Raw genomic sequence first — 21424 nt, 5'->3', positions numbered from 1 at the left:
TCGAGGCGGCGGCGCACGGGCGCCTTATTGTCTCGGAACATGGCCAGGAAGGCGGCTGATCAACAAAAGTGGAAGACGGTGTCCCGACGACCTCACCGATTTGTGAGGCGACCGAGGATCTGCCCGACATCGTCGATCTCGTCCTCGAGGTGGGCCGTGTGCCGGCCGCGCCGCCAAAGCCTCCTCCCCTGCCGGTCCGGCTGGAAGCCTCGTCGAAACGGCACAGGAGTACACCAAAGCCGCCAGCGCGCAAACACACAGACCGCCGGCGCCAAGGATTGGCGCTTTTTGCGTGGCGTCCGCTCCGATCTTCCGGAAGGGGAGCTGGCTGCTGTTTTCTGGGCACTCGCTGCGCATCGCCGCTGCGCAACGCCGAACTGTACATCGAGCGGCTACGCGATGAACCGCATGGTCTGCCATTATGAGGCTCTTGCTCGACACTAATGGCCTCTCCGAGGTGACGAGGCCGAGCCCTGACGCGCGCGTGCTGGAATGGATGACGGGCTCGATGAAGACCGCTCATTTATCAGCGTTGTGTCGATCGCCGAGATCCGGCGCGGCGCTGCCCTCATGGACAAAGGTCGGAAACGTGACGCACTGGCCGGATGGCTCGCCCGGGACCTGCCGCAGCGCTTCGAGCCGAGAGTCCTGCCCGTGGACGAACTGGTTGCCCTGGCCTGGGGCGACCTGACGGGCCTCGCGAAGCGGCGTGGCCGCGGTCTGTCATCGATGGACGGGCTGATTGCAGCCACCGCGATTTCCTGACCCATCACATGGCGGGGATATTCATGCGCTGACGGCGAAACACCCAGATGCCCCGCACCTACCACGATCAATATGGAGACGCCTCGGTGGCAGCCACGAGGTCGATGTCATTGAAGATGAGATGAAATAGGCGGATCAGCTCTGCTTTTCGCATCCTTGACGCGCGCTTCATGACAGGCCTCGGCCAAGGGCGTCGAGTTTAGCTTCCGGTTGGATGCTTGCCCTCACCTGTGGCTATGCTTACGGCCATCCCGATCGAGAAAAGCATCGAACGCGGCAGCGACAGCGCGAATTACAAAGCGATGCTCCCGCCGTACGCGGACAAAACCGTTTTCGAAGTCCACTATCCCGTCCTCGGCCAGCATCACCAAGCGCTCAGCTGAATCGAGAAGACGGATCGGATCAGATCCGTGGGCGGCACAGATTGCCTGCACATCGGCCTCGAGATCGCACATTAGTCGCTCGATAATTGCGGCTCGCACGCGGTCGTCGTCGGTGAGGCGATAGCCCTTTGACGTCGCCAGACGGCCAGCTGCGATGTGCTGGATGTAGGAATCCCGTGTAACTTCGTTTTGGACGTACCCCTCGCCGACGCGGCCGATAGCCGACGCGCCGAAACCGATCAGGGTTCTGCAGGTGGTGGCCGAGTAGCCCAGCGAGTTACGCCGCAGGCGACCCGTTTTCTGTGCCAGCGCGAGCTCGTCGTCCGGCAAGGCGAAATGGTCGAGCCCGATCTCGCGGTAGCCGGCGGCAATCAGCGTCGCGGCCACGGCCGCATACTGTTCGGCGCGGGCAGCGCTGCCCGGAAGAACTGCCTCCTCGATGAGGCGCTGATTCTTTATAAGCGACGGGATGTGCGCATAGCCGAACACCGCAAGCCGGTCGGGGCGCATTGCGACCGCCGCCCTCGCGGTCTCGACGCAGGACTGCACCGTTTGATGCGGGAGACCGAAGATGAGGTCGAAGTTGATGCGGCTTACTCCATGCCGGCGCAGCATTTCCACGGCAGCCGACGTCTGCGCCTCACTCTGAACCCGGTTGATTGCTTTTTGAACAATGGGATCGAAGCTCTGCACGCCGAGACTCACACGGTTCACGCCGGCTGCTCCTAAGGCCTCGGCCATCTCGGCCGTGAACGTGCGCGGATCAATCTCGACGGCAACCGTAGCTGTTTTCGTGAGAGCGAAGCGGCGTCGCAGGAACTCCATCAGAGCCAGGAACTCGGCTGGTCCTATGAGAGACGGCGTTCCGCCGCCGAAATGCATGTCGCTCACGGGCAGCGTCTGCGGCGCTCGCTCCGAGACCAAACGGATCTCGTCACGCAGGGCCGCCAGATAGTTGAGGATCGGCGCATCATGGCGGGTGATGGTGGTGGGGAAGCCACAATACCAGCAAGCTGATCGGCAGAACGGAACGTGGAAATAGAGCGACACCGGATCGTCCGCCGGCAGGTTCCTGAGCCATTCCTCATAAGCCTCGGCGCCGACCGCCCCAGAGAACTCCGACACAGTCGGATAGATAGTGTACCAAGGCAGGCCGGCCTCGCGATATTTTGTGGTCTGCAACAGTTACCGTCCCATGCTGATAACCACCAACCTTACCGCTGCGCTCGCCTGTGTCTTTGCGCTATGTCAGTCCGTTCCGCTTTGGGCTCGAAAGTTGTATTTCTCAGCCATAGCGGCCGTTCAGTCTTGGCTGGACGGTCAGCGACTGGCCATGGCTGTTCCCGCCGCGACCCTCACGCGCACCGTTTGGTTCCACCATCCCTTCCCTTCAGCCTGCGCCTGGTCGAGTAGATTCTGCTGAGCGCGGCTGCCGCATCCAACGAGATAACACGGCGTTCGGATCAGACTTTGCTCGCCAGCTAGCGCAGCCCCATAGTGATCTCTGGCATCTCGATGAGCTCGTTGTGTGAATTGCTGGCAAGAAGCATTAGCTGTGGCGCGCCGTCTATCAGGACGAGAGGCTGCTCGACGCGACCGTCAGGTCGGCCGCAATGCCAGGCCGGCGCGCCTACTGACTCCGTGGTGGAGGCAAGGCTGGGCGTTCAGCGCGTGATTACCGATCATCGCGCTCGCCAAAATGACGGAGTCGTACCGAGCGGTGCCGCCGCATGACGTCTCAACGTCGGGGCTCACAGCAAACAAAGCTGTCGCCATTGAACGAAACTGTCGCGAAGCGAACACACGAACCGTAGCCGAAACGTTTGCCGTTCGTGCTTGGGTTGATCCGCAAGGCAAAAAGGAAGGAAGAGCGAACCAAGGTCCGCCGGCACACTTGAGCTTCAAGCCGCAGCTGCGTCGTCAGGATGGCACGTCATTTGCAGTAGAAGCCTTTGTGACGGCCCGCCCACAACTAGCGGAGATGACGGGGATGATTTGTACAGAAATGTTGGATGGAGTCGTTTCGGCGATTATTATATTTGTAATAACAATCGCATATTTGTAACAATAACACCCAAATCATATGCTCAATTTCTGATGAATATCTGGCGTGACTAGCGCATCAAAACTGCTCAAATTCAACTCAATGCGCATCGTTATCGACTGTTTCCTTAGCAAGACTTCATCACTGACGTCCATTCCTTTTACTCTTTGAACGGAGATCAACAATGAACATTAGGAGCCTCCTCCTCGGCTCAACTGCGGCACTGATTGCCGTTTCCGACGCTCGCGCCGTGACCGCCGTTGCCGAGCCTGACCCGACTGAGTACGTTAAAATCTGCGACGTCTACGGCTCGGGCTACGTCTACATTTCAGGCACTGAGACCTGCGTGCGCATCGGCGGCTATGTCCGTTACGACGTCGGCTTGGGCCATGTCGGATTGGTTGATCACGCAAGAACCTCGGATGTGAGGACTGGTGAGGATCAGGGCACATGGCAAAACAACACGCGCTTCACATTGAAAACTTGGACCGGCCAGGAGACCGAACTCGGCACGTTGAAGACCTACACCGAAACCCGCATGAACTTCGGCAACCGCGGCGCTTCGGTTTCGGACAGTTCTCGGCCCTATGCCTTCAACGGAGACAGCACTTTGACTTTCGCCTGGATTCAGCTTGGTGGCCTCCGAGTTGGTAAGGACTGGTCGGCCTTCGACATGTTTATTGGCGGCGCCGGTGACGTACTCAACCAGACGCCGGTTCCGTACGGCCCTTTCGATACCAATGTGGTTCAGTACTACTTCGACGTCGGGAACGGCTTTTCGGCCGTGGTTTCGCTCGAAGAAGGCTCGGGCGTGGTCGGCACAATCGACAGCTACGCTCCGCACGTAGTCGGCGGCTTGAAATACACACATGGCTGGGGCGCGATCACCGGCGTTGCCGCTTACGATAGCAACTACGAATCGGTGGCCGCCAAGGTCCGTGTCGACATCAATGTCACCAACAAACTGTTGCTGTTCGGAATGTTCGGCTACGGTTCCAGGGGCAAGCTCAACGACGACTCCACGAACGCGATCGACGCTCATGGTCGCGGCTTCTATAAGATTTGGGGCGGGAACTGGGCTTTCTGGGCTGGCGCCGCTTACGAGCTCAACGAGACAACTTCGTTCAAGCTTCAGCTCTCCGGTGATCAGCTCAAGAACCATGGTGTCGCTGCAAACGTCGCCTATGCGTTTCTTCCAGATTTCACAGTTACGGCGGAACTCGACTATGGCCGATACGGTAACTTCGCCGTCGGCAAGCTGGACGCTTCCAACGTGAATTGGACCAACGCCAACAAGAAGAGCAGTGTCGGCGGAATCCTGCGTTTCGAACGCTCATTCTAACGGATGAAAGGGTTGAGCTCCGAGATCCGGTTGAGCGGACCAATCCCGCAACACTCCAAGAGAACGTCGCATGGAAGCTATACGAGATTGGAGCCTCGATCTCGGGGCCGGACGATGTTTCATATCAGATCTGGTCCGGATGATCGCGCAGGCGATATTCATCGCTCGATTATGTGTTTTGATCTGCAGCTCTTTCATTTCCTCATCCCTTCCGCCCGCTTGACGGACCCTGCCATCCAGCAGTACCCGGCCAGGTTTTCCAAACTCGAAGGCCCAGTCGGGTCAGGACGTGTTCAACTTGTTGAGCGATTGTGGGGTGCGGCCCGACGCACTTGAAAATCGCAAATGGATCGCCTCCGTTCAGCCATCCCCGCGGAAATTCGGGCGCGAGAGAACAAGCTCCAGAGCATAAGCGAGGCTGATCGAGGAACAGACGATTCTCAGGCGACGCTCCATCCGATCTTGCGCCTGGCCGAGACGATCGCCCGACGATCCTCGCCGCGGCCAGAACGCGCTTGACAAACCGGAGCCGTCCCGTCCAACCTCACGCATTCACCAGGGGAGTCCCGGCAAGGGGCTGAGATACTGCTGGCATTCGCGGCGCAGTGACCCGTTGAACCTGATCCAGTTCATACTGGCGTAGGGACGGTGCAAGCGCTTTGCGGGAGTTTACGCCCGAGGTCCTGTTTCGGCAGGTCGACAGAAGCGTCTTTTCATCCTCCCGGCATAGAACTGGGTCTCCAATGCAACGAGCAAAGGAGCCTCAAGATGAATGCCCTCACCCCCGCCGTCTCGACGGGACCGCTGCCCGCCTCACGCAAAATCCACAAGCCCGGTGCCATCCACCCGCAGCTCAGGGTGCCGATGCGCGAAATCTCCGTCCATCCGACGGCCAGCGAACCGCCCGTCACCGTCTACGATCCGTCCGGCCCCTATACAGACCCGTCTGTCGAAACCAGCATCGAAAATGGCCTTGCACGGCTTCGCCACGAATGGATTACGGCGCGCGGCGATGTCGAGGCCTATGACGGCCGCCATGTCCGGCCGGAGGACAACGGATTCGCGACGGGCGAACGCCTGACGCCGGAATTTCCCATTCGCCACCGACCGCTCAGAGCCAAAGCAGGCAAGGCGGTGACGCAGCTTGCCTATGCGCGCGCCGGCATCATCACACCCGAAATGGAGTTCGCCGCCATCCGCGAGAACCTTGGTCGCGAGATCCTGCACGGCAAGCTTGAGCGGGACGGCGAGGCTTTCGGCGCGACACTGCCCGATTTCGTCACGCCGGATTTCGTGCGTGATGAGGTGGCGCGCGGACGCGCAATCATTCCCGCCAACATTAACCACCCAGAGAGCGAGCCGATGATCATCGGCCGCAATTTCCTGGTCAAGATCAATGCCAATATCGGCAACTCCGCTGTCACCTCCTCGATGGCCGAAGAGGTCGAAAAAATGGTCTGGGCGATCCGCTGGGGCGCCGATACGGTGATGGACCTATCGACCGGCCGCAACATCCACAACATCCGCGAATGGATCGTGCGCAATGCGCCGGTGCCGATCGGCACGGTGCCGCTCTATCAGGCGCTTGAGAAGGTCGGCGGCATCGCCGAGGATCTTACCTGGGAGGTCTACCGCGACACGCTGGTCGAGCAGGCCGAACAGGGTGTCGACTATTTCACCATCCATGCCGGCGTGCGGCTGCACTACATCCCGCTGACCGTCGACCGGGTCACTGGCATCGTCTCGCGCGGCGGCTCGATCATGGCCAAATGGTGCCTGCACCATCACCGGGAAAGCTTCCTTTACGAGCATTTCGCCGAAATCTGCGACATCTGCCGTGCCTATGATGTGTCCTTCTCGCTCGGTGACGGCCTTCGTCCCGGCTCGATTGCCGATGCCAACGACGCCGCGCAATTCGCCGAGCTGGAAACGCTCGGCGAGCTGACCAAGATCGCCTGGGCGAAAGATTGCCAGGTGATGATCGAGGGGCCTGGCCACGTGCCGATGCACAAGATCAAGCAGAACATGGACAAGCAGCTCGCGGTCTGCGGCGAAGCGCCGTTCTATACGCTTGGACCGCTCACCACCGACATCGCGCCGGGCTACGATCACATCACCTCCGGCATCGGTGCTGCCATGATCGGCTGGTTCGGCACCGCCATGCTCTGCTACGTCACGCCGAAGGAACATCTCGGGCTTCCCGATCGCAACGACGTCAAGACCGGCGTGATCACCTACAAGATCGCGGCGCATGCCGCCGACCTGGCGAAGGGTCACCCGGCGGCGAAGATCCGCGACGACGCGCTGTCGCGGGCCAGATTCGAGTTCCGCTGGGAGGACCAGTTCAACCTGTCGCTCGACCCCGAAACAGCGCGGTCCTTCCACGATCAGACCTTGCCCAAGGAGGCGCACAAGCTGGCGCATTTCTGCTCGATGTGCGGACCGAAATTCTGTTCCATGCGCATTTCCCACGACATTCGTGCCGAGGCGCAGAAGGAGGGCATGGCGGCGATGGCGGCGAAATACCGCGAGCGCGATCTCTACGTGCCGGCGGACGAGACCGGCGCACCGCTCATACCTCAGCCACGTGAGCGATCATGAGGGTCTTGGTCAAAGGGGCCGGCGTCGCCGGCCTCACCGCCGCCTTCGAGTTCGCCGCACGCGGCGCGGCGGTTACCGTTGCCGAGATAAGGCCTGCCCTTGGGGGCAATGCGTCGTGGTTCGCCGGCGGCATGCTGGCGCCATGGTGCGAGCGTGAAAGCGCCGGGCAACCGGTGCTGGATCTCGGGCGCGGTGCCGCCGACTGGTGGGATGCCGCAACGCCCGGCCAGGTGACGCGGGCCGGAACGCTGGTCGTGGCCGCGCCGCGCGATGCGGGCGAGCTCGACCGGTTCGCCAGCCGCACGACGGGCTATCGGCGCGTCGAGGAAGATGAAATTGCCTTGCTGGAGCCCGACTTAGCCGGCCGCTTCCGCCGCGGATTGCTCTTCCCCGCTGAGGGCCATCTTGATCCGCGCCAGGCGATGGCAGCACTTCATGATAAGCTCGCGGCCACGGGGGTCGAGTTCCGCTTCGGCGCCGACGCCCAGCATGTTTTTGGTTTCGATCGTCAGATCGACTGTACAGGAATGGCGGCGCAAAATGACTGGCTGCGCGGCGTTCGCGGCGAAATGCTCACCCTGCGTATCCCTGATTTCTCGCTGTCGCGCCCCGTCAGGCTGCTGCATCCGCGCTTTCCACTCTATGCAGTGCCGCGCACCGACCACCGTTTCATGATTGGTGCGACGATGATTGAAAGCCAGTCCGTCGGACCGGTTACGGCGCGTTCGATGATGGAACTGCTGGGTACCGCCTATGCCCTCCACCCGGCCTTTGGCGAGGCCGGGATCGTTGAAACCGGTGTCGGCGTCCGCCCAGCCTTTCCCGACAATTTGCCGCGCGTCGAAATCAAGGGTGAAATCATCGCGATCAACGGGCTCTATCGTCACGGTTTTCTCCTGGCTCCCGCCATGGCGCGCCAGGCTGCCGATCTGGTTTTCACTCAAGACAGAACCAAGGAGCTTGCTCATGAAACTGATGGTCAACGGCGAAGCGCATGAGGTTGCCGCCACAACGCTGGAGGCGCTGCTTGCCGCGCTTGACTATGAGGGCGATTGGCTGGCGACGGCCGTCAACAATGACCTCGTGCACAAAGCCAACCGGGCGGAATTCCAGTTGAACGACGGCGACCGGATTGAAATCCTCTCGCCCATGCAGGGCGGCTAGGCCATGATCGAGCTTTATGGAGCCGAGCTTCCGTCGCGCCTGCTTCTTGGCACGGCTCAATATCCTTCGCCGGCCATCCTTGCCTATGCAGTCAGGGCTTCGGGCACGGCGGTGGTGACCGTCTCGTTGCGCCGTGAAATGGCAGGCGGCAGGGCTGGCGAAAAATTCTGGTCGTTGATCCGCTCGCTTGGTGTCAGAATCCTGCCCAACACTGCTGGCTGCCACTCCGTCAAGGAAGCGGTCACGACCGCACAAATGGCGCGCGAAGTCTTCGGCACGCCCTGGATCAAGCTCGAAGTGATCGGCAATCACGACACGCTGCAGCCGGACGTGTTCGGTCTGCTCGAAGCCGCCCGCATCCTGTGCGAGGACGGTTTTGCGGTGTTCCCGTATACAACCGACGACCTTGTCGTCGCCGAGCGGCTGCTTGCGGCGGGCTGCAAGGTCTTGATGCCCTGGTGCGCACCGATCGGTTCCGCCCTCGGGCCGGTCAACATCATGGCGCTGCGCTCGATGCGCGGACATTTCCCTGATGTCCCGCTGATCGTGGATGCTGGTCTCGGACGGCCATCGCACGCGGCAACCGTCATGGAGCTCGGCTTTGACGCCGTACTCCTGAACACCGCAGTTGCCAAGGCGGCCGATCCGGTCGGCATGGCGCGCGCTTTCAGCAAGGCGGTCGACGCCGGTCGCGAAGCCTATGGTTCGGGACTGCTCGAGCCGCGCGGCGTCGCCGTGCCATCGACGCCGACAATCGGCAGGGCGGTTTTTTCATGAAGCTCGATCCCTTCTACCTGATCGTCGACAGTGCCGCCTGGATCGAACGGCTGGTGCCGCTCGGCGTTAGGCTGGTCCAGCTCCGCATCAAGAACATGGACGAGAACGAGTTGCGCGCGGAAATCCGCCGCGCGAACGGCGTCTGCGCGGTCCATGGTTGCCAACTGATCGTCAACGACTATTGGCGCACGGCAATCGAGGAAGGCTGCGACTTCGTTCATCTCGGCCAGGAGGATTTGGCTGCGGCCGACCTGCTGGCCATTAAGTACGGCGGATTGAAGCTCGGACTTTCGACCCACGATCACACCGAACTGGAAACGGCGCTGGCGGCCGAGCCGGACTATGTGGCGCTGGGTCCTATTTATCCGACGAGCCTCAAGAAGATGAAATGGCCGCCGCAAGGGCTTGAACGGCTCAGCGAGTGGAAACGACGGGTCGCGCCGATCCCGCTGGTCGCCATCGGTGGCCTCAACCCCGACCGGCTCGACGGCGTATTCGAGGCTGGGGCAGACAGTGCCGCGGTGGTCACCGACGTCACGCTGCATCCTGACCCTGAAGCGCGCACCAGAGAGTGGATAAAAGAGACCGCCCGATGGCGCTGAGGCAGGAATCGCATGTACTTGTCGTCGGCGGATCGGACTCCAGTGGGGGTGCCGGAATCGCGCGCGATATCGAGACGCTCTCCTCCATGGGCGTGCGCAGCTGCCTTGCCGTCACTGCGGTGACGGTGCAAACACACGACATCGTCACGGACATCCTTCATCTGCAACCCGGTCTGGTGGCCGATCAGATGCGTGCAGCGCTGCAGGCCAACAAGCTGGCGGCCGTCAAAATCGGCATGCTCGCAACGGCTGAGATCGTCGCTGCGGTTGCCGCTGTGCTGCGCGAAAATCCGCGCATACCGGCAGTCCTCGATCCGGTGCTGGCTTCCACGTCGGGCCGAGCGCTTCTTGAAGCAAGCGCCATCCCCATCATGAAGCAGCATCTGATGCCACTTTGCCGTATCGTCACACCCAATCTCATCGAACTGGCGCTTCTTGCCGGCTCAGAGCTAGCGGTGGATGAGGTCGGCGCGCTTCAACAAGGACAACAACTGCTCGCCGCCGGGGTTCAGGCCCTGCTGATCAAAGGCGGCCACGGCTCAGGACCTCGCTCAACGGATGTTCTCGTTCGACCTAACCAAGAACCCGTGCGCCTTGACACTCGTCGGCTGGCAAGAACGATGCGCGGCACCGGCTGTGCCCTGGCCAGCGCGATAGCCGCGTATCTGGCGATCGGGGCCTCGATTGAGGAAGCGGTGCGCCAGGCCAAGCTTCTGGTGTTCGAAAAGATTTGGAAACACCCCATATGAGAATCAGGCTCGCGATAGGCGGCCCCATTTTATCGCCGACGATTTCAGCCAACGGAGGGTCATGTTCGCTGGCCGGTGCTTATGACAAAAGCATCTGATCCTGACCGCTTTTGTGGCTCTGGTTTCGTCGATGGGTGAATGATCTTCGGTTCAGCAGACGATTAGCAGCGGGAGCCAGGCACCGCCAATCGCGTGGAATCTAGGATCATATTGCGCGAGCAAGAATCCCGTTGGCGGCGATTATCACCAAGGGGATCTTGGCGTCGGCGACTGTGCACACCTGACTAAATCTAGTTTGCGGCGATCATAGCCGCAAAACAGTCAAAAAATAAGAGCGAGTAAATTTTAGTAGACAGCTCATAACTCGAAGCAACGTTATCGTAGCCGCCGGCGCGCACACTGGTGCATAGTTGGTCGCCTCGCGCAACCCACCTCGTCTGCTGGACTCCTCCACCATTTGGGACCCGGATGGGTCATCCAAACAACTAATTTTATCAATCTACCAGGATGCCCGCATAGCGGTGCCGGCAGAATGCTCACCGTTTGGATCGTACTTCGGTTAGCCTTGTCAACGCGAGCCCATTTGCTGGGCGAGACAAGGGCCGCGCGAAGGAAGGAGCAAACAAATGCAGATTCTCGACGTTAATCAGATGGTCCAGTACTACCTAACATCGCTTGAGCTGGTTGTGATCTTCGCTACCGTTTGCGCGGCGCTGGAGCTAACCTTTCCGGCTTCTCGATACAGTTTTGCCTCAAATGTTCGCGGCGTGCGGAATTGGATATTGGCTCGGATGGGGTACATTTATCTGGCATCTCTACGCTGCGAGCTTGGGCTGGTTAGGAATAAAGCCGCTCGTAACGATCAATTTCGGTGCGTTTCTTCACTCTGACAACGCAGTCATTAACACTGGATTCGCCGTCATTTCAGGGGTCTTAGTCGCGATTGCCGGCGACTTCTTTTACTACTGGATGCACCGCGCTCAGCATGCTGTTCCATTCCTCTGGCGCATGCACGCTACTCACCACTCGATCCGCGAATTGACGGCATGGACAGCGCTTGTATCACCCACTCAAGCTGATCCATTTCGAATCTAGCGTAGTGCCCGCTGTTGCCATGACACTGATTACCTTTCAGGGACATCTTTCACACTCTAGCACCCGCATCAATCTTGGGCCGCTTCGATACGCTGGCGGCGTTCCTCGGGCGCGTCACCGGCATCACACTGATCCGGGATAAGCTGCACCGTTACCGGGACCGGCAACGGCTGGAGGCGTTTGTTGCGCGCAAGACAGAGCTCGTGCAGGCGAAGCGCGGGGCGGCGCATATCCAGCGGGAGCGGCACCGGCTGCAGGCCGTAGACGGCGAGCGCACGCTGAAGGCGCTGGCGGCGGTCGAGAAACGCGAGCTGCAATCGCTGGAAGTGAAGCGCGGGCGCGAGCAGCGGATCAAAGACCGGGCGGGGCATGTGCATATGCCGGCGCTGACGCTGGAGCTGAAGCCGAGGGGCGCGGCGCGTTGGTGCGCAAGGCGCAGAATCGCTACAAGGATACGCTGCGTGTGCCGGAAGAGCGGCAGGCGCGGGTTGACCAGGCGGCCAGCCCTTCCATCGACCTGCAACAGGCGATGCAGGATGCGCTGGCGGCGCAGTCGCCGTTGTCGAAAGCGGTGGACGTGCGTGACGGTTCGCGCGCGCAGCCGATGACGGGAAGAGCGGGGACAGACAGGGCAGTGGTGATGAGGGCGCGATTGCCGAGAAGCCGATCTCGCGGGCGTCGCGGCGTAGTGAGCGCGGGCGCGGCCGTGATGATCGTGGCGGGAGGGAGAGGTAAGGAGCGTCTTTTCTTTGAGAATTCGCGTTTACGGGTACCCACGATGCACAACGGGCGAGTTTTGGGCGCGTCCTCCTTCGAAGCGCTTCGGAGATCCAGGCTCTAGGCTCGCCCCGAGCCCCTGCGTAGCCTGCGGGGGAGCTGGGTCTCGGCCCATCCGGGTAACAATCCTTCGCGCAGACGAGCTATGGACACGATCAAAGGGGTGATTTCACTGGGTTATTCCCGATTATCGCATAAAAAACTTGTTATCGCACAACATAAAAAACTTGCAACTCCACAGCATCATTGACTTGTCGCCTATCAGCACTATATACTTGTAATCGCACAGCTCTAAAAACTTGCAAAGGCACGGCCATGGCCAAGCCCCATGAAAAACTCGCTGAATCACTGGCCGTCCTCAAAGAGCTGCAGGAGGGTGGGCGGCGCATATTCAAGTCCGATGAGCTGACCCGCGTCCACCGGGAGCGGCTGCTGCAGAACGGGTTCCTGCGCGATGTTATCAAAGGCTGGCTCATGTCGACCGGCCCGCAGGCACAGCAGCAAGACACCACCTCCTGGTACGCGAGCTTCTGGGAGTTCTGCTCCCTTTACTGCAATGACCGGTTCGGCAAGGACTGGTTCCTGTCACCGGAGCAGTCGCTGCTTCTGCACGCGGAAGCGCCCACTATTCCGCCTCAGGTGGTGGTGAATACCCCCAAAGGCACGAATAACAAAATCGACCTGCTGTTCGGCACTTCGATCTATGACCTCAAGGTCAAGGAGATGCCGGCCGAACTGACAGAGAAAAACGGCCAGCGCGTGTTCACTGTCGAGGCCGCCCTTACCCGGGTGCCGGAAGCGTTCTTCCAGCGCGCCCCTATCGAGATGCAGATCGCCATGGCGTCGGTGCGCGACGTATCAACCGTTCTGGCCCTGTTGCTTGATGGCGGCCATTCCGCCGTGGCGGGACGGCTTGCGGGGGCCTTCCGTCGCGTAGGACGCGACTCCTTTGCCGATGAAATCGTGGCCGCCTTCAAAGCCGCCGGCTATGACGTGCGCGAATCCGATCCGTTCGCGGGACAAATTGGAGTGACAACCATTGCGGCGGGCGTACCGCCGTTGGTCGCCCGCCTGCGCGCGATCTGGCAATCGCAGCGCGAAGCCATCATCGAGATATTCCCGAAGGCACCCGGACTGCCGTCCGACAAAGACGCCTATATGAAGTTCGTCGAGGATATCTACGAAAGCGACGCCTACCATTCGCTGTCGATAGAAGGGTACAGCGTCACCCCGGAACTCATCGACCGGGTGCGCGAGGGGAGCTGGAATCCGGAGATTGATGAAGAGGACCGCAAGAACCGGGATGCGCTTGCCGCGCGTGGCTACTACCTCGCATTCCAGAAGGTCAAAGACTCTGTTGCCGCGATCATCAACGGCAAGCCAGCCGGCGCGTTGACGCGGGACACTCACCGGGAGTGGTACCGGGAGCTGTTCGCGCCGTCAGTGACCGCCGGCATCCTCAAAGCCAGCGCGCTTGCGGGATATCGCAATCACCCTGTGTACCTGCGCGGCTCGCAGCACGTGCCGCCGCGTACCGAAGCGGTGGCCGATGGTATGAATGAGCTGTTCGACCTGCTGGAGGCGGAGAAGGAGGCCTCCGTGCGTGCCGTGCTGGGGCATTGGCTTGTGGGCTATGTGCACCCCTATCCGGACGGCAACGGACGAATGGCGCGGTTCCTCATGAACGCGATGCTGGCTTCAGGCGGTTACCCCTGGACAGTCGTCAGAGTCGATGACCGGAAGGCCTACCTCGCAGGGCTGGAGGAGGCGAGCGGCAATATGAATGTGAAAACGTTCGCCGCCTTTCTCGCCGAACGGGTGAAGTGGTCTATGGAGAAGGCGGCGTGAGGTCGGTGGTGTGCCATGTTTAACTTGCTTGTCTCGGGCCACGGCGAGTGGTGGGAAACGCCGCCGTTCACGTCAACCATTGACCGGTTCAAGGAATATAGCGGCGCCGAGGCCGAGGCTATCGACCTCGCGCGCCCTGAAACATTGCGCCGGCTGGAGGAAATCCCGGCGCTGTTGATGTACGAAGTCGGGGCGGGAGGCCCGCACGCGCGCGTGGTCCGGCACGGCCGCATACGCAATATCGTTCGGCGCGGACACGAACTGGCCTTCACCTTCGAGCCCGATCCGGAACATGCCTTTCTCGACCGGTCAGCGGTGTTGAGAATTGCGGACCGGCTGGGCATTCAACAGTTCGAACAGCACCGTACGCACTGGGCTATCAAGGATGGTGACATTCCGGCCGAGCTGATTGCCACCGGCACCGCTGAACGGGCGCAGCGCACCGTTGCCGTGGTTGCGGCAGAATATGTAGAAGCGCGCCGCGAGGGACGAAGGAGAGAAGCTGCCGAACTGGCCGAAGAACTGGAGGATTTTCCTCCCTCGCTGGAGAAAGCACTGTCGCTCGTGCCGGCGCGTATCCTTCAGCAGCCGACACCCGAATTATACCCGATCCTTGGGATAGAGCCCCGCACGCCCGAAGGCCGCAACGCCGTCGTGGCCGTCGTCGCAAGGGATCACAATGGGCAGGACTTGCCTGCCGACTGGTCTTACTCGCTGGCGTGGTTCCTGGACCTTTACGGCAGCGCGACGGAAGCGGGGCGCCTTGACGGCGCGCTGGCCCAATGCGCAATGCATATGATCGCGCTCGGCACTGGCGAGGGAGAAGCCGCCGCCCGGTTGAAGATATCGGCTACGCACTCTGGCGCTGTTCGCGAAGCCCGAAACTTATCGGCGATCTGCGCCGGGAATCGCTGAGATAGCGCAGGAGGTTTTGTCGCTTACCAAAATCAACTGGAACTCGACCCAAATCAACCAGAAGCTTCCCATTCCCATTCTAGCAGCCAGGGAGTGGGTGAGCTTTTGAAATATCTATCCGAGGAATCGATAAGCTCAGACTATCGCAAGTATACATAGTTTTTTCTGTTATATGGTCTGCTCGGCTGCAGGCAAAGAGTCCCGGATAAACTTCAGCACGAAAGCAGAATTGAATGAAGGTGGGCTACACGGAGTTCTCATTTGGGTATGCCTTCACCGAAAACCTTATCCGGTCATCGTCAGCCGCACCTGTAGGCGCGCCGGTCTTTCCAAACCTCATACAGGAGGGGCATTCTGGCTTTGACATCCGCATCAATTTCCCAGGGGTTCCGCTGTTTTTCCAGTACAAGCTTCCGGAGCTGATGAAGCGAGGAACTGCCTTTGAGATTGCGAGCGGACATTGTCCCGGTTTGTCGATACCATTTTTTCGGATTGCCATGATGCGCAGGGATGTGTCGCGTCAGCATGAACTGCTTCTTCGGCTTGAGGCGCGCTATCCGTCAAACGTCTTCTATGCGGCTCCTTGTATTGCAAACATCAGCGATTTCGACCGCTCTTATAATGGAGCAACCGTAGCACGGCAGTCCATTTTCGTCTCACCAGGGGATATTGGGCCCTTGCCAGACGACAAAGCGCACAGCCTTGCCTATAAACCTGGACTGGCAACTGGATATTTTTGCTCGAAACCCAAGCCCACCAAAGTTCAAACATTTGATGATCTCGCTGCGCTCTTTAAGGAGCAGTTCGCCGAGAAGCGTTTTGCGGAAGTCGGCGAGGCGGCGCGTGAGATGCGCGAAAACGTACTTGAGCTTGCTTCGCCGTCAATGCGGCAAGCCGAACAGCTCATTGCTGAACGGGTCGGCGCGAGACGCATTCAGATTCTAGACGGCGCAGCCAGACCGCCCGAGGAAGAGCGCGCAGTCACTGACATTCTCGTAGCGCGGGAAATTGCGCGTGTCGATCTTGGCGTCGACCTGCTGGTGGCCCAACCACGCTAACGACATCATACCTCGCTGATTAGCCCTCCTTTTGTCTAGGCCACAGTTATGAGACTACGAACTACTTGGCCAGGAAGAAGATCGGATTGAAAGCGAACCTTCCTTGTCATCTTTGCATCACGGTCAGTCTGCACGAGATTGACCGCTGCAAGCCGGGAGCAAGACCGGGCTGCGCAAACGTTGCAACAGATCCTTCAAGGAAATTCATAGACTCTTAGCAACTCCGGTTCGCTGTGAATGGTAGGCTTATTGCAACGTTTGAGTCAGTGGGGTCCGAACCGTGGCTTATTCTCCGACCCGCCGAACTGCGTGCAATTTCGGCTAAAGGCAATGGCAAGAAGAGCGCCCATCTTGTTTGTTCGACACAGCCATATCGGCTCAAAACAGTATCTTCACGGCCACCGAGATTGTCCGGTCGGTGGACAAGCAACCATATTATTTGGTTCGAAAGCTGCAACATCTGTGGAGAACGCGAAATGACAAATTCAGTAGGACGAGTGCCCAGGCTTTCCAAGTGGCTTGGTCGTGACCAATGCTGACACTGGTCAGTCGCCTACGGACGGCAGCGCATTTAGATCGCCTTCGAATTCTAGGCCTTTGCGCGCACGCGGACCTAACTGTCTGCCAGCTAGCGGAGATTCTGGGTCTGCGTCGTGAGCACGTTGTGCGACACGTTCGGCTGCTGGCCAGAGCCGACTTTCTTTACTGCAACGAACAACGTCCGTGGTGCTCGTACAATCTCAAAACAGGAGGTAAGGACGGCGGGCTGGTTCAATTGTTGGTTGATCTCCTGCCCCACGGCGATGGCTATCACAAACGAGACCTTCAACGGCTCGAAGCGGTACGAGACACGCGGCCGAAGGGGACCGCATGCTTGACCGTGAAATAGGTCATCCAATTGGAGCGCGAAGCTACCATGGACAACTCCGCCGACGGCGCGATCGCACAGCCCGACACCTACGGGCAGTCTTCCTTGGCGGCGGTTGATTGCCGCGTTCACGAACTGCTTCTAAGACAGGAGCGGCAGGAGCGGACGACCCTTAAGCTCATCGCCTCAGAGAACTTTGCGTCCTCGGCCGTGCTGGAAGCGAACGGCTCGATTTTCACGAACAAGTACGCCGAGGGGTACCCCGGTGCGCGATACTACGCTGGAAATGAGGTCGTTGATGAGCTTGAGAATCTAGCCATTGAGCGCTTGAAAACACTATTTGGCAGCGAGCATGCCAACGTCCAGCCTTATTCCGGCTCGCCGGCCAACCAGGCTGTCTATCGTGCGCTTTTGAGCCCCGGTGACAAAGTCATGGGCTTGCCCCTTCCGGAAGGGGGCCATCTGACTCATGGTTGGGCCATCAACTTTTCCGGAACTGACTATCAACGCGTCCCCTATGGACTAGATGAAAAGACACAGCAGATTGACTATGACCGCTTGCGCGAGACAGCCAAGCGGGAACGGCCGCGGCTCATTTGGGTCGGCGGAACTGCTTACCCGCGTGTCTTTGACTACGCGGCAATGGCAGAAATCGCCCTGGAAGCGAGCTCCTATCTCGTAGCCGACATTGCGCACATCAGCGGCCTGATTGCCGCGGGAGCGCACCCGAATCCCGTGCGCCATTGCGACGTGGTCAGCAGCACCTCCCACAAATCGATCCGCGGTCCCCGCGGTGGCTTCATTTTGTCAAGGAATGAAGATCGCTATCAAGCGCTGTATCATTCGAAGGGCAAATACAATCTCGCCAGACGAATAGATCGCGCTGTCTTCCCTCAACTGCAAGGCGGCCCCCATATGAATGTTATCGCTGCGCTAGCAGTTGCCTTGCACGAAGCCGCGAACCCGTCCTTCCGAAGCTACGGCCAACAGACCGTCAAGAATGCCAAGGCTCTTGCACAGGCACTGATCGAGCGAGGTTATGACCTGGTTACCGGGGGGACGGACAATCACATGCTGATCCTTGATCTGCGCGATCGACCACTATCGGGCAAGGCCTATGCCGAGCGGCTAGCAAAGGCAGGCATCATCACAAACTTTAACATGGTGCCTGGCGACCCGCGGGATCCGGCGGTCACAAGCGGAATTCGCCTGGGGGCGCCAGCAGTGACGTCAATGGGCATGCGCGATGTGGAAACCGTGCAAATTGCTCGCTTCATTGACTCCGTCCTCTGGCGAGCCAGACGACGAAGATCTCCATGCCTCCCTGCGAAGAGACGTTGCCGACTCGTGCGCTGCGTTCGAGGTCCCGGGCATCCCCGACAGGTAAGGTGGGCTAAGCAAAATGCCCCATACAACTCCAACACCCGAAGTGAGGCATTTCATGGCTAGGCAGTTCGTGTTCTCTTCCGAATCGGTTGGCGCGGGACACCCGGATAAGTTGGCCGACAACATCTCGGATGCCATCCTCGATGCCATCCTCCGCACCGATCCCAAGGCGCGCGTCGCCTGTGAAGCGTTGGTAAAATCAGGGATAGTCGTTCTGGCTGGCGAGATTACCAGCGATGCGCGGGTGGATTATAGCCAAGTTGCGCGCGATACAATTCTCGATATTGGATACGACGATGAGGCCGTCGGCTTTGACGGCCGGCGTTGCTCCGTCGTTCATGCACTCACCGAGCAATCGCCCGACATTAGCCAGGGCGTTGACGAGGGACGAGGGCAGGACCTCCAGCAGGGAGCGGGAGATCAGGGCCTCATGTTCGGCTACGCATGCCGCGAAACCGATACTCTAATGCCTTTGCCGATCCAGCTCGCTCATCGCTTGACGAAACGACAGGCAGATGTCCGGAAAGCACGACAGCTTGGCTGGTTGCGTCCTGACATGAAATCCCAAGTCTCAGTGCGCTATGACGGGTTGCGCCCGGTCGCCCTTGATACCATCGTCGTATCGACCCAACATGACGAGCAGGTCTCGCAAGAGACGGTCCGCGAGGGCGTCATTGAGGAAATCATAAAGCCTGTCCTGCCGACCCACCTGGAGACGGAAGGCATAAGAATTCTGGTCAACCCGACGGGGAGGTTCGTAGTCGGCGGGCCGCGCGGCGACTGCGGTCTCACTGGACGCAAGATCATCGTCGATTCCTATGGTGGGATGGGTCGTCACGGCGGCGGCGCCTTTTCGGGCAAGGACCCGTCCAAGGTTGACCGCTCAGCTGCCTATGCGGCCCGGTATGTCGCAAAGAATATCGTCGCTAGCGGACTTGCGGACGTCTGCGAGGTGCAGCTTGCTTACGCAATCGGCGTGGCCAGTCCGGTTTCTGTCATGGTCAACACGTTCGGGACAGCGAGGGTTGAGGAAAGAAGGATCGAGCGCCTCATTCTTGAGTTGTTCGATCTCAGACCGAAGGGCATTATCAAGATGCTTGATCTCTTACGCCCTATATACCGCAAGACCGCGACCTATGGCCATTTCGGCCGTGAAGAGCCTGACTTCACCTGGGAGAAGACAGACAGGGCCGACGAATTGCGTCGCGAGGCAGGACTTGCCGCCCCGTGAGGGCTGGCGCCGAACGGATTGGCAAGCGAGAAAGCCCATTCCCACTGGCCAGACCCGCGCCCGGCCGGGGTGGCAAGAAGCCGGCAGAGTTTTGGCGGAGACATTGATGCCGGATTATGACGTGCTTTGCATCGGAAATGCCATCGTCGACATCATCGCCCAGTGCGACGAGGCGTTCCTGGAGACCAACGGCATCATCAAGGGCGCGATGAATTTGATCGACACCAGGCGCGCCGAACTGCTCTACAGCCGCATGGGCCCGGCCATTGAAGCCTCGGGCGGCAGCGCCGGCAACACGGCGGCGGGCGTTGCCAGCTTCGGCGGCCGCGCCGCCTTCTTCGGCAAGGTCTCGAACGACGCGCTCGGCGAAATCTACGCGCATGACATCCATGCCCAGGGCGTCGCCTTCGACACCAGGCCGCTCAGCGGCGAGCCACCGACGGCGCGCTCGATGATCTTCGTCACGCCGGACGGCGAGCGCTCGATGAACACCTATCTCGGCGCCTGCGTCGAGCTCGGCCCGGAGGACGTCGAGGCCGACAAGGCGTCGGGCGCCGCGGTCACCTATTTCGAGGGCTATCTATGGGACCCGCCGCGCGCCAAGGAAGCGATCAGGCAGACGGCGAAGCTCGCCCATGCCGCCGGGCGCGAAGTGTCGATGACATTGTCGGACTCGTTCTGCGTCGACCGCTACCGCGACGAGTTCCTCGATCTCATGCGCTCCGGCACCGTCGACATCGTCTTTGCCAACAGCCCCGAGATCAAGTCGCTCTACCAGACCGCGTCCTTCGACGAGGCGCTGGCGCAGATCCGCAAGGATTGCAAGATCGCCGCCGTCACCCGCTCGGAAAAGGGCTCGGTGATCGTGCGCGGCGACGAGACCGTGACCATCAATGCGACCAGGATCCGCGAGCTGGTCGACACCACCGGCGCCGGCGACCTCTACGCCGCCGGCTTCCTCTACGGCTACACGCAAGGCCGCAGCCTCAAGGATTGCGGCGATCTCGGCTCGCTGGCGGCCGGACTGGTCATCCAGCAGATCGGCCCAAGGCCACGGCAGAATCTGCGCCGAGAGGCGGACCAGGCGGGATTACTGTAGATGGCGAGCCAAGAACCAGCTGCCCACCCTCCTTAATCCAGCCCGAGCCTTTTCTTCAGTTCCGCATTCTCCTTGCGGAGACGATCGGCAAGCAGGCTCTTTAGCCGCTTGTTTTCTTCCTCGAGCGCGACGAGATCCTTCAGCCCGTCACTGTCCGCCGCCGGCGCCGAGGCCTTCTTCCAAAGATAATATGTCTGTTCCGAGATGCCGGCTTGCTTCACCGCGCTCTTGAGAGTAGCGCCGCCGCCGATCGAGGTCTCGATCTGCGCCAGCTTCTGGGCACGATCCTTCGCGGAGTAGCTCTTTCGGCCTGTTCGCGCTGACGGCGGTGCTTCAGTGGTCGCGGATATCGGCTTGGCGCCCTCCTTGCGGGCAGGCGCGCTCGCCTCAGCTTCTGGCTTCCTCGACCGCCGCGCTCTCGTCTTCGGTTTTGGCGTTTCCGCTTTGTCTGCCGGTGCGCTAGGAACTACTGCTGACTCGGTTTCCAGGGGATTGGCCATGAAATGCTCCACTCGCGGTTTTTGCAAAGGTTCAGCATCAAGGGCCACTACAGTAGAGTCAACAAGCTGACGATTTAACGGCTCGACTTCCTTTGTTGTCTCGGCCATCGCCGCGGCGATGTCGAAATTGCCCCAGATGGAACGTGCGGATTTTTGATAATTGCGCTTTTGTTTGACTTCCACGGTGAATGGTCGCGTCTGCCGCCTCATAGTTCCTTCC

Annotated in this window: 18 protein-coding genes, 2 pseudogenes and 1 riboswitch; of the genes and pseudogenes, 17 read left to right on the top strand and 3 right to left on the bottom strand. The window is 60.1% G+C overall.

From position 1 onward, the window contains the following. Positions 1 to 421: 421 nt before the first annotated feature. A pseudogene (locus tag NKI63_RS23490) lies at positions 422 to 762 on the top strand (PIN domain-containing protein); the annotation flags it as partial. Between the two features lie 227 nt (positions 763 to 989). On the opposite strand, the gene hemN reads toward NKI63_RS23490, so the two are convergent. Continuing rightward, complete coding sequence (gene hemN / locus NKI63_RS23485) at positions 990 to 2330, bottom strand: oxygen-independent coproporphyrinogen III oxidase (RefSeq protein WP_352750368.1); 1341 nt, start codon at positions 2328 to 2330, stop codon at positions 990 to 992. Positions 2331 to 3376: 1046 nt separating this feature from the next. Here hemN and NKI63_RS23480 point away from each other — a divergent pair. The 9 genes from NKI63_RS23480 to NKI63_RS23440 all read left to right on the top strand — a co-directional run bounded on the left by NKI63_RS23480 (position 3377) and on the right by NKI63_RS23440 (position 11522). Further along, complete coding sequence (locus tag NKI63_RS23480) at positions 3377 to 4534, top strand: porin (RefSeq protein WP_352750369.1); 1158 nt, start codon at positions 3377 to 3379, stop codon at positions 4532 to 4534. Between the two features lie 547 nt (positions 4535 to 5081). Then, positions 5082 to 5198, top strand: a riboswitch (TPP riboswitch). Between the two features lie 104 nt (positions 5199 to 5302). After that, positions 5303 to 7135, top strand: a complete 1833-nt coding sequence (thiC, locus tag NKI63_RS23475) for a phosphomethylpyrimidine synthase ThiC (protein ID WP_352823514.1) — start codon at positions 5303 to 5305, stop codon at positions 7133 to 7135. Next, positions 7132 to 8133 carry a glycine oxidase ThiO gene (gene thiO / locus NKI63_RS23470; RefSeq protein ID WP_352823511.1) on the top strand — a complete coding sequence of 334 codons (1002 nt, stop codon included), beginning with the start codon at positions 7132 to 7134 and terminating at the stop codon, positions 8131 to 8133. The genes thiC and thiO overlap by 4 nt, the downstream gene beginning before the upstream one ends. After that, entirely contained in the window at positions 8102 to 8299 is a 198-nt protein-coding gene (thiS, locus tag NKI63_RS23465; protein WP_031253541.1) for a sulfur carrier protein ThiS, read from the top strand. The genes thiO and thiS overlap by 32 nt, the downstream gene beginning before the upstream one ends. Positions 8300 to 8302: 3 nt before the next feature. Beyond that, entirely contained in the window at positions 8303 to 9076 is a 774-nt protein-coding gene (locus NKI63_RS23460; protein WP_352823507.1) for a thiazole synthase, read from the top strand. Next, positions 9073 to 9678 (top strand): thiamine phosphate synthase, encoded by a 606-nt coding sequence (locus NKI63_RS23455; protein ID WP_352515936.1) that lies wholly within the window; start codon positions 9073 to 9075, stop codon positions 9676 to 9678. The genes NKI63_RS23460 and NKI63_RS23455 overlap by 4 nt, the downstream gene beginning before the upstream one ends. After that, positions 9669 to 10427, top strand: a complete 759-nt coding sequence (locus tag NKI63_RS23450) for a hydroxymethylpyrimidine/phosphomethylpyrimidine kinase (RefSeq protein WP_352823504.1) — start codon at positions 9669 to 9671, stop codon at positions 10425 to 10427. Before NKI63_RS23455 ends, NKI63_RS23450 begins: the two co-directional genes overlap by 10 nt. A 626-nt stretch (positions 10428 to 11053) precedes the next feature. Then, positions 11054 to 11317 (top strand): hypothetical protein, encoded by a 264-nt coding sequence (locus tag NKI63_RS23445; protein ID WP_352750382.1) that lies wholly within the window; start codon positions 11054 to 11056, stop codon positions 11315 to 11317. 79 nt (positions 11318 to 11396) lie between these two features. Continuing rightward, positions 11397 to 11522: a sterol desaturase family protein gene (locus NKI63_RS23440; protein ID WP_352515991.1), complete on the top strand. Its 126-nt coding sequence runs from the start codon at positions 11397 to 11399 to the stop codon at positions 11520 to 11522. A gap of 68 nt (positions 11523 to 11590) precedes the next feature. Here NKI63_RS23440 and NKI63_RS23435 read toward each other — a convergent pair whose 3' ends face one another. Continuing rightward, positions 11591 to 11893 (bottom strand): hypothetical protein, encoded by a 303-nt coding sequence (locus tag NKI63_RS23435; RefSeq protein WP_352750373.1) that lies wholly within the window; start codon positions 11891 to 11893, stop codon positions 11591 to 11593. A 50-nt stretch (positions 11894 to 11943) separates the two neighbouring features. On the opposite strand from NKI63_RS23435, the gene NKI63_RS23430 reads away from it, so the two are divergent. The 7 genes and pseudogenes from NKI63_RS23430 (at position 11944) to NKI63_RS23400 (ending at position 20704) form a co-directional block, all read left to right on the top strand. Further along, the gene (locus tag NKI63_RS23430) at positions 11944 to 12363 is read left to right on the top strand and encodes a hypothetical protein (RefSeq protein WP_352823501.1); all 420 of its coding nucleotides are present in this window, start codon (positions 11944 to 11946) and stop codon (positions 12361 to 12363) included. A gap of 251 nt (positions 12364 to 12614) precedes the next feature. Beyond that, positions 12615 to 14147: a Fic family protein gene (locus NKI63_RS23425; protein WP_352823498.1), complete on the top strand. Its 1533-nt coding sequence runs from the start codon at positions 12615 to 12617 to the stop codon at positions 14145 to 14147. Positions 14148 to 14162: 15 nt separating this feature from the next. After that, positions 14163 to 15062, top strand: a complete 900-nt coding sequence (locus NKI63_RS23420) for a hypothetical protein (RefSeq protein WP_352823495.1) — start codon at positions 14163 to 14165, stop codon at positions 15060 to 15062. A gap of 233 nt (positions 15063 to 15295) precedes the next feature. Further along, entirely contained in the window at positions 15296 to 16120 is an 825-nt protein-coding gene (locus tag NKI63_RS23415; protein ID WP_352750376.1) for a hypothetical protein, read from the top strand. Positions 16121 to 17036: 916 nt separating this feature from the next. After that, positions 17037 to 18375: pseudogene (gene glyA, locus NKI63_RS23410) on the top strand (serine hydroxymethyltransferase). 54 nt (positions 18376 to 18429) lie between these two features. After that, positions 18430 to 19605 carry a methionine adenosyltransferase gene (metK, locus tag NKI63_RS23405; RefSeq protein ID WP_352750377.1) on the top strand — a complete coding sequence of 392 codons (1176 nt, stop codon included), beginning with the start codon at positions 18430 to 18432 and terminating at the stop codon, positions 19603 to 19605. A gap of 106 nt (positions 19606 to 19711) precedes the next feature. Beyond that, entirely contained in the window at positions 19712 to 20704 is a 993-nt protein-coding gene (locus tag NKI63_RS23400) for an adenosine kinase (protein WP_352823491.1), read from the top strand. Between the two features lie 32 nt (positions 20705 to 20736). Here NKI63_RS23400 and NKI63_RS23395 read toward each other — a convergent pair whose 3' ends face one another. Continuing rightward, positions 20737 to 21414: a transposase gene (locus NKI63_RS23395; protein WP_352750379.1), complete on the bottom strand. Its 678-nt coding sequence runs from the start codon at positions 21412 to 21414 to the stop codon at positions 20737 to 20739. Positions 21415 to 21424: the final 10 nt, after the last annotated feature.

This window comes from Mesorhizobium sp. M0410 (assembly GCF_040321435.1).
Taxonomy (GTDB): domain Bacteria; phylum Pseudomonadota; class Alphaproteobacteria; order Rhizobiales; family Rhizobiaceae; genus Mesorhizobium.
The sequence above is the reverse complement of the archived record's forward strand: the minus strand, read 5'-3'. Positions and strand labels throughout refer to the sequence as shown.

What these genes read in the sequence shown, in the direction of transcription:
- NKI63_RS23480 (WP_352750369.1), top strand. Translation starts at nt 3,377, where the DNA reads ATGAACATTAGGAGCCTCCTCCTCGGCTCAACTGCGGCACTGATTGCC.
- thiC (WP_352823514.1), top strand. Translation starts at nt 5,303, where the DNA reads ATGAATGCCCTCACCCCCGCCGTCTCGACGGGACCGCTGCCCGCCTCA.
- thiO (WP_352823511.1), top strand. Translation starts at nt 7,132, where the DNA reads ATGAGGGTCTTGGTCAAAGGGGCCGGCGTCGCCGGCCTCACCGCCGCC.
- thiS (WP_031253541.1), top strand. Translation starts at nt 8,102, where the DNA reads ATGAAACTGATGGTCAACGGCGAAGCGCATGAGGTTGCCGCCACAACG.
- NKI63_RS23460 (WP_352823507.1), top strand. Translation starts at nt 8,303, where the DNA reads ATGATCGAGCTTTATGGAGCCGAGCTTCCGTCGCGCCTGCTTCTTGGC.
- NKI63_RS23455 (WP_352515936.1), top strand. Translation starts at nt 9,073, where the DNA reads ATGAAGCTCGATCCCTTCTACCTGATCGTCGACAGTGCCGCCTGGATC.
- NKI63_RS23450 (WP_352823504.1), top strand. Translation starts at nt 9,669, where the DNA reads ATGGCGCTGAGGCAGGAATCGCATGTACTTGTCGTCGGCGGATCGGAC.
- NKI63_RS23445 (WP_352750382.1), top strand. Translation starts at nt 11,054, where the DNA reads ATGCAGATTCTCGACGTTAATCAGATGGTCCAGTACTACCTAACATCG.
- NKI63_RS23440 (WP_352515991.1), top strand. Translation starts at nt 11,397, where the DNA reads ATGCACCGCGCTCAGCATGCTGTTCCATTCCTCTGGCGCATGCACGCT.
- NKI63_RS23435 (WP_352750373.1), bottom strand. Translation starts at nt 11,893, where the DNA reads ATGCCCCGCCCGGTCTTTGATCCGCTGCTCGCGCCCGCGCTTCACTTC.
- NKI63_RS23425 (WP_352823498.1), top strand. Translation starts at nt 12,615, where the DNA reads ATGGCCAAGCCCCATGAAAAACTCGCTGAATCACTGGCCGTCCTCAAA.
- NKI63_RS23420 (WP_352823495.1), top strand. Translation starts at nt 14,163, where the DNA reads ATGTTTAACTTGCTTGTCTCGGGCCACGGCGAGTGGTGGGAAACGCCG.
- NKI63_RS23415 (WP_352750376.1), top strand. Translation starts at nt 15,296, where the DNA reads ATGAAGGTGGGCTACACGGAGTTCTCATTTGGGTATGCCTTCACCGAA.
- metK (WP_352750377.1), top strand. Translation starts at nt 18,430, where the DNA reads ATGGCTAGGCAGTTCGTGTTCTCTTCCGAATCGGTTGGCGCGGGACAC.
- NKI63_RS23400 (WP_352823491.1), top strand. Translation starts at nt 19,712, where the DNA reads ATGCCGGATTATGACGTGCTTTGCATCGGAAATGCCATCGTCGACATC.
- NKI63_RS23395 (WP_352750379.1), bottom strand. Translation starts at nt 21,414, where the DNA reads ATGAGGCGGCAGACGCGACCATTCACCGTGGAAGTCAAACAAAAGCGC.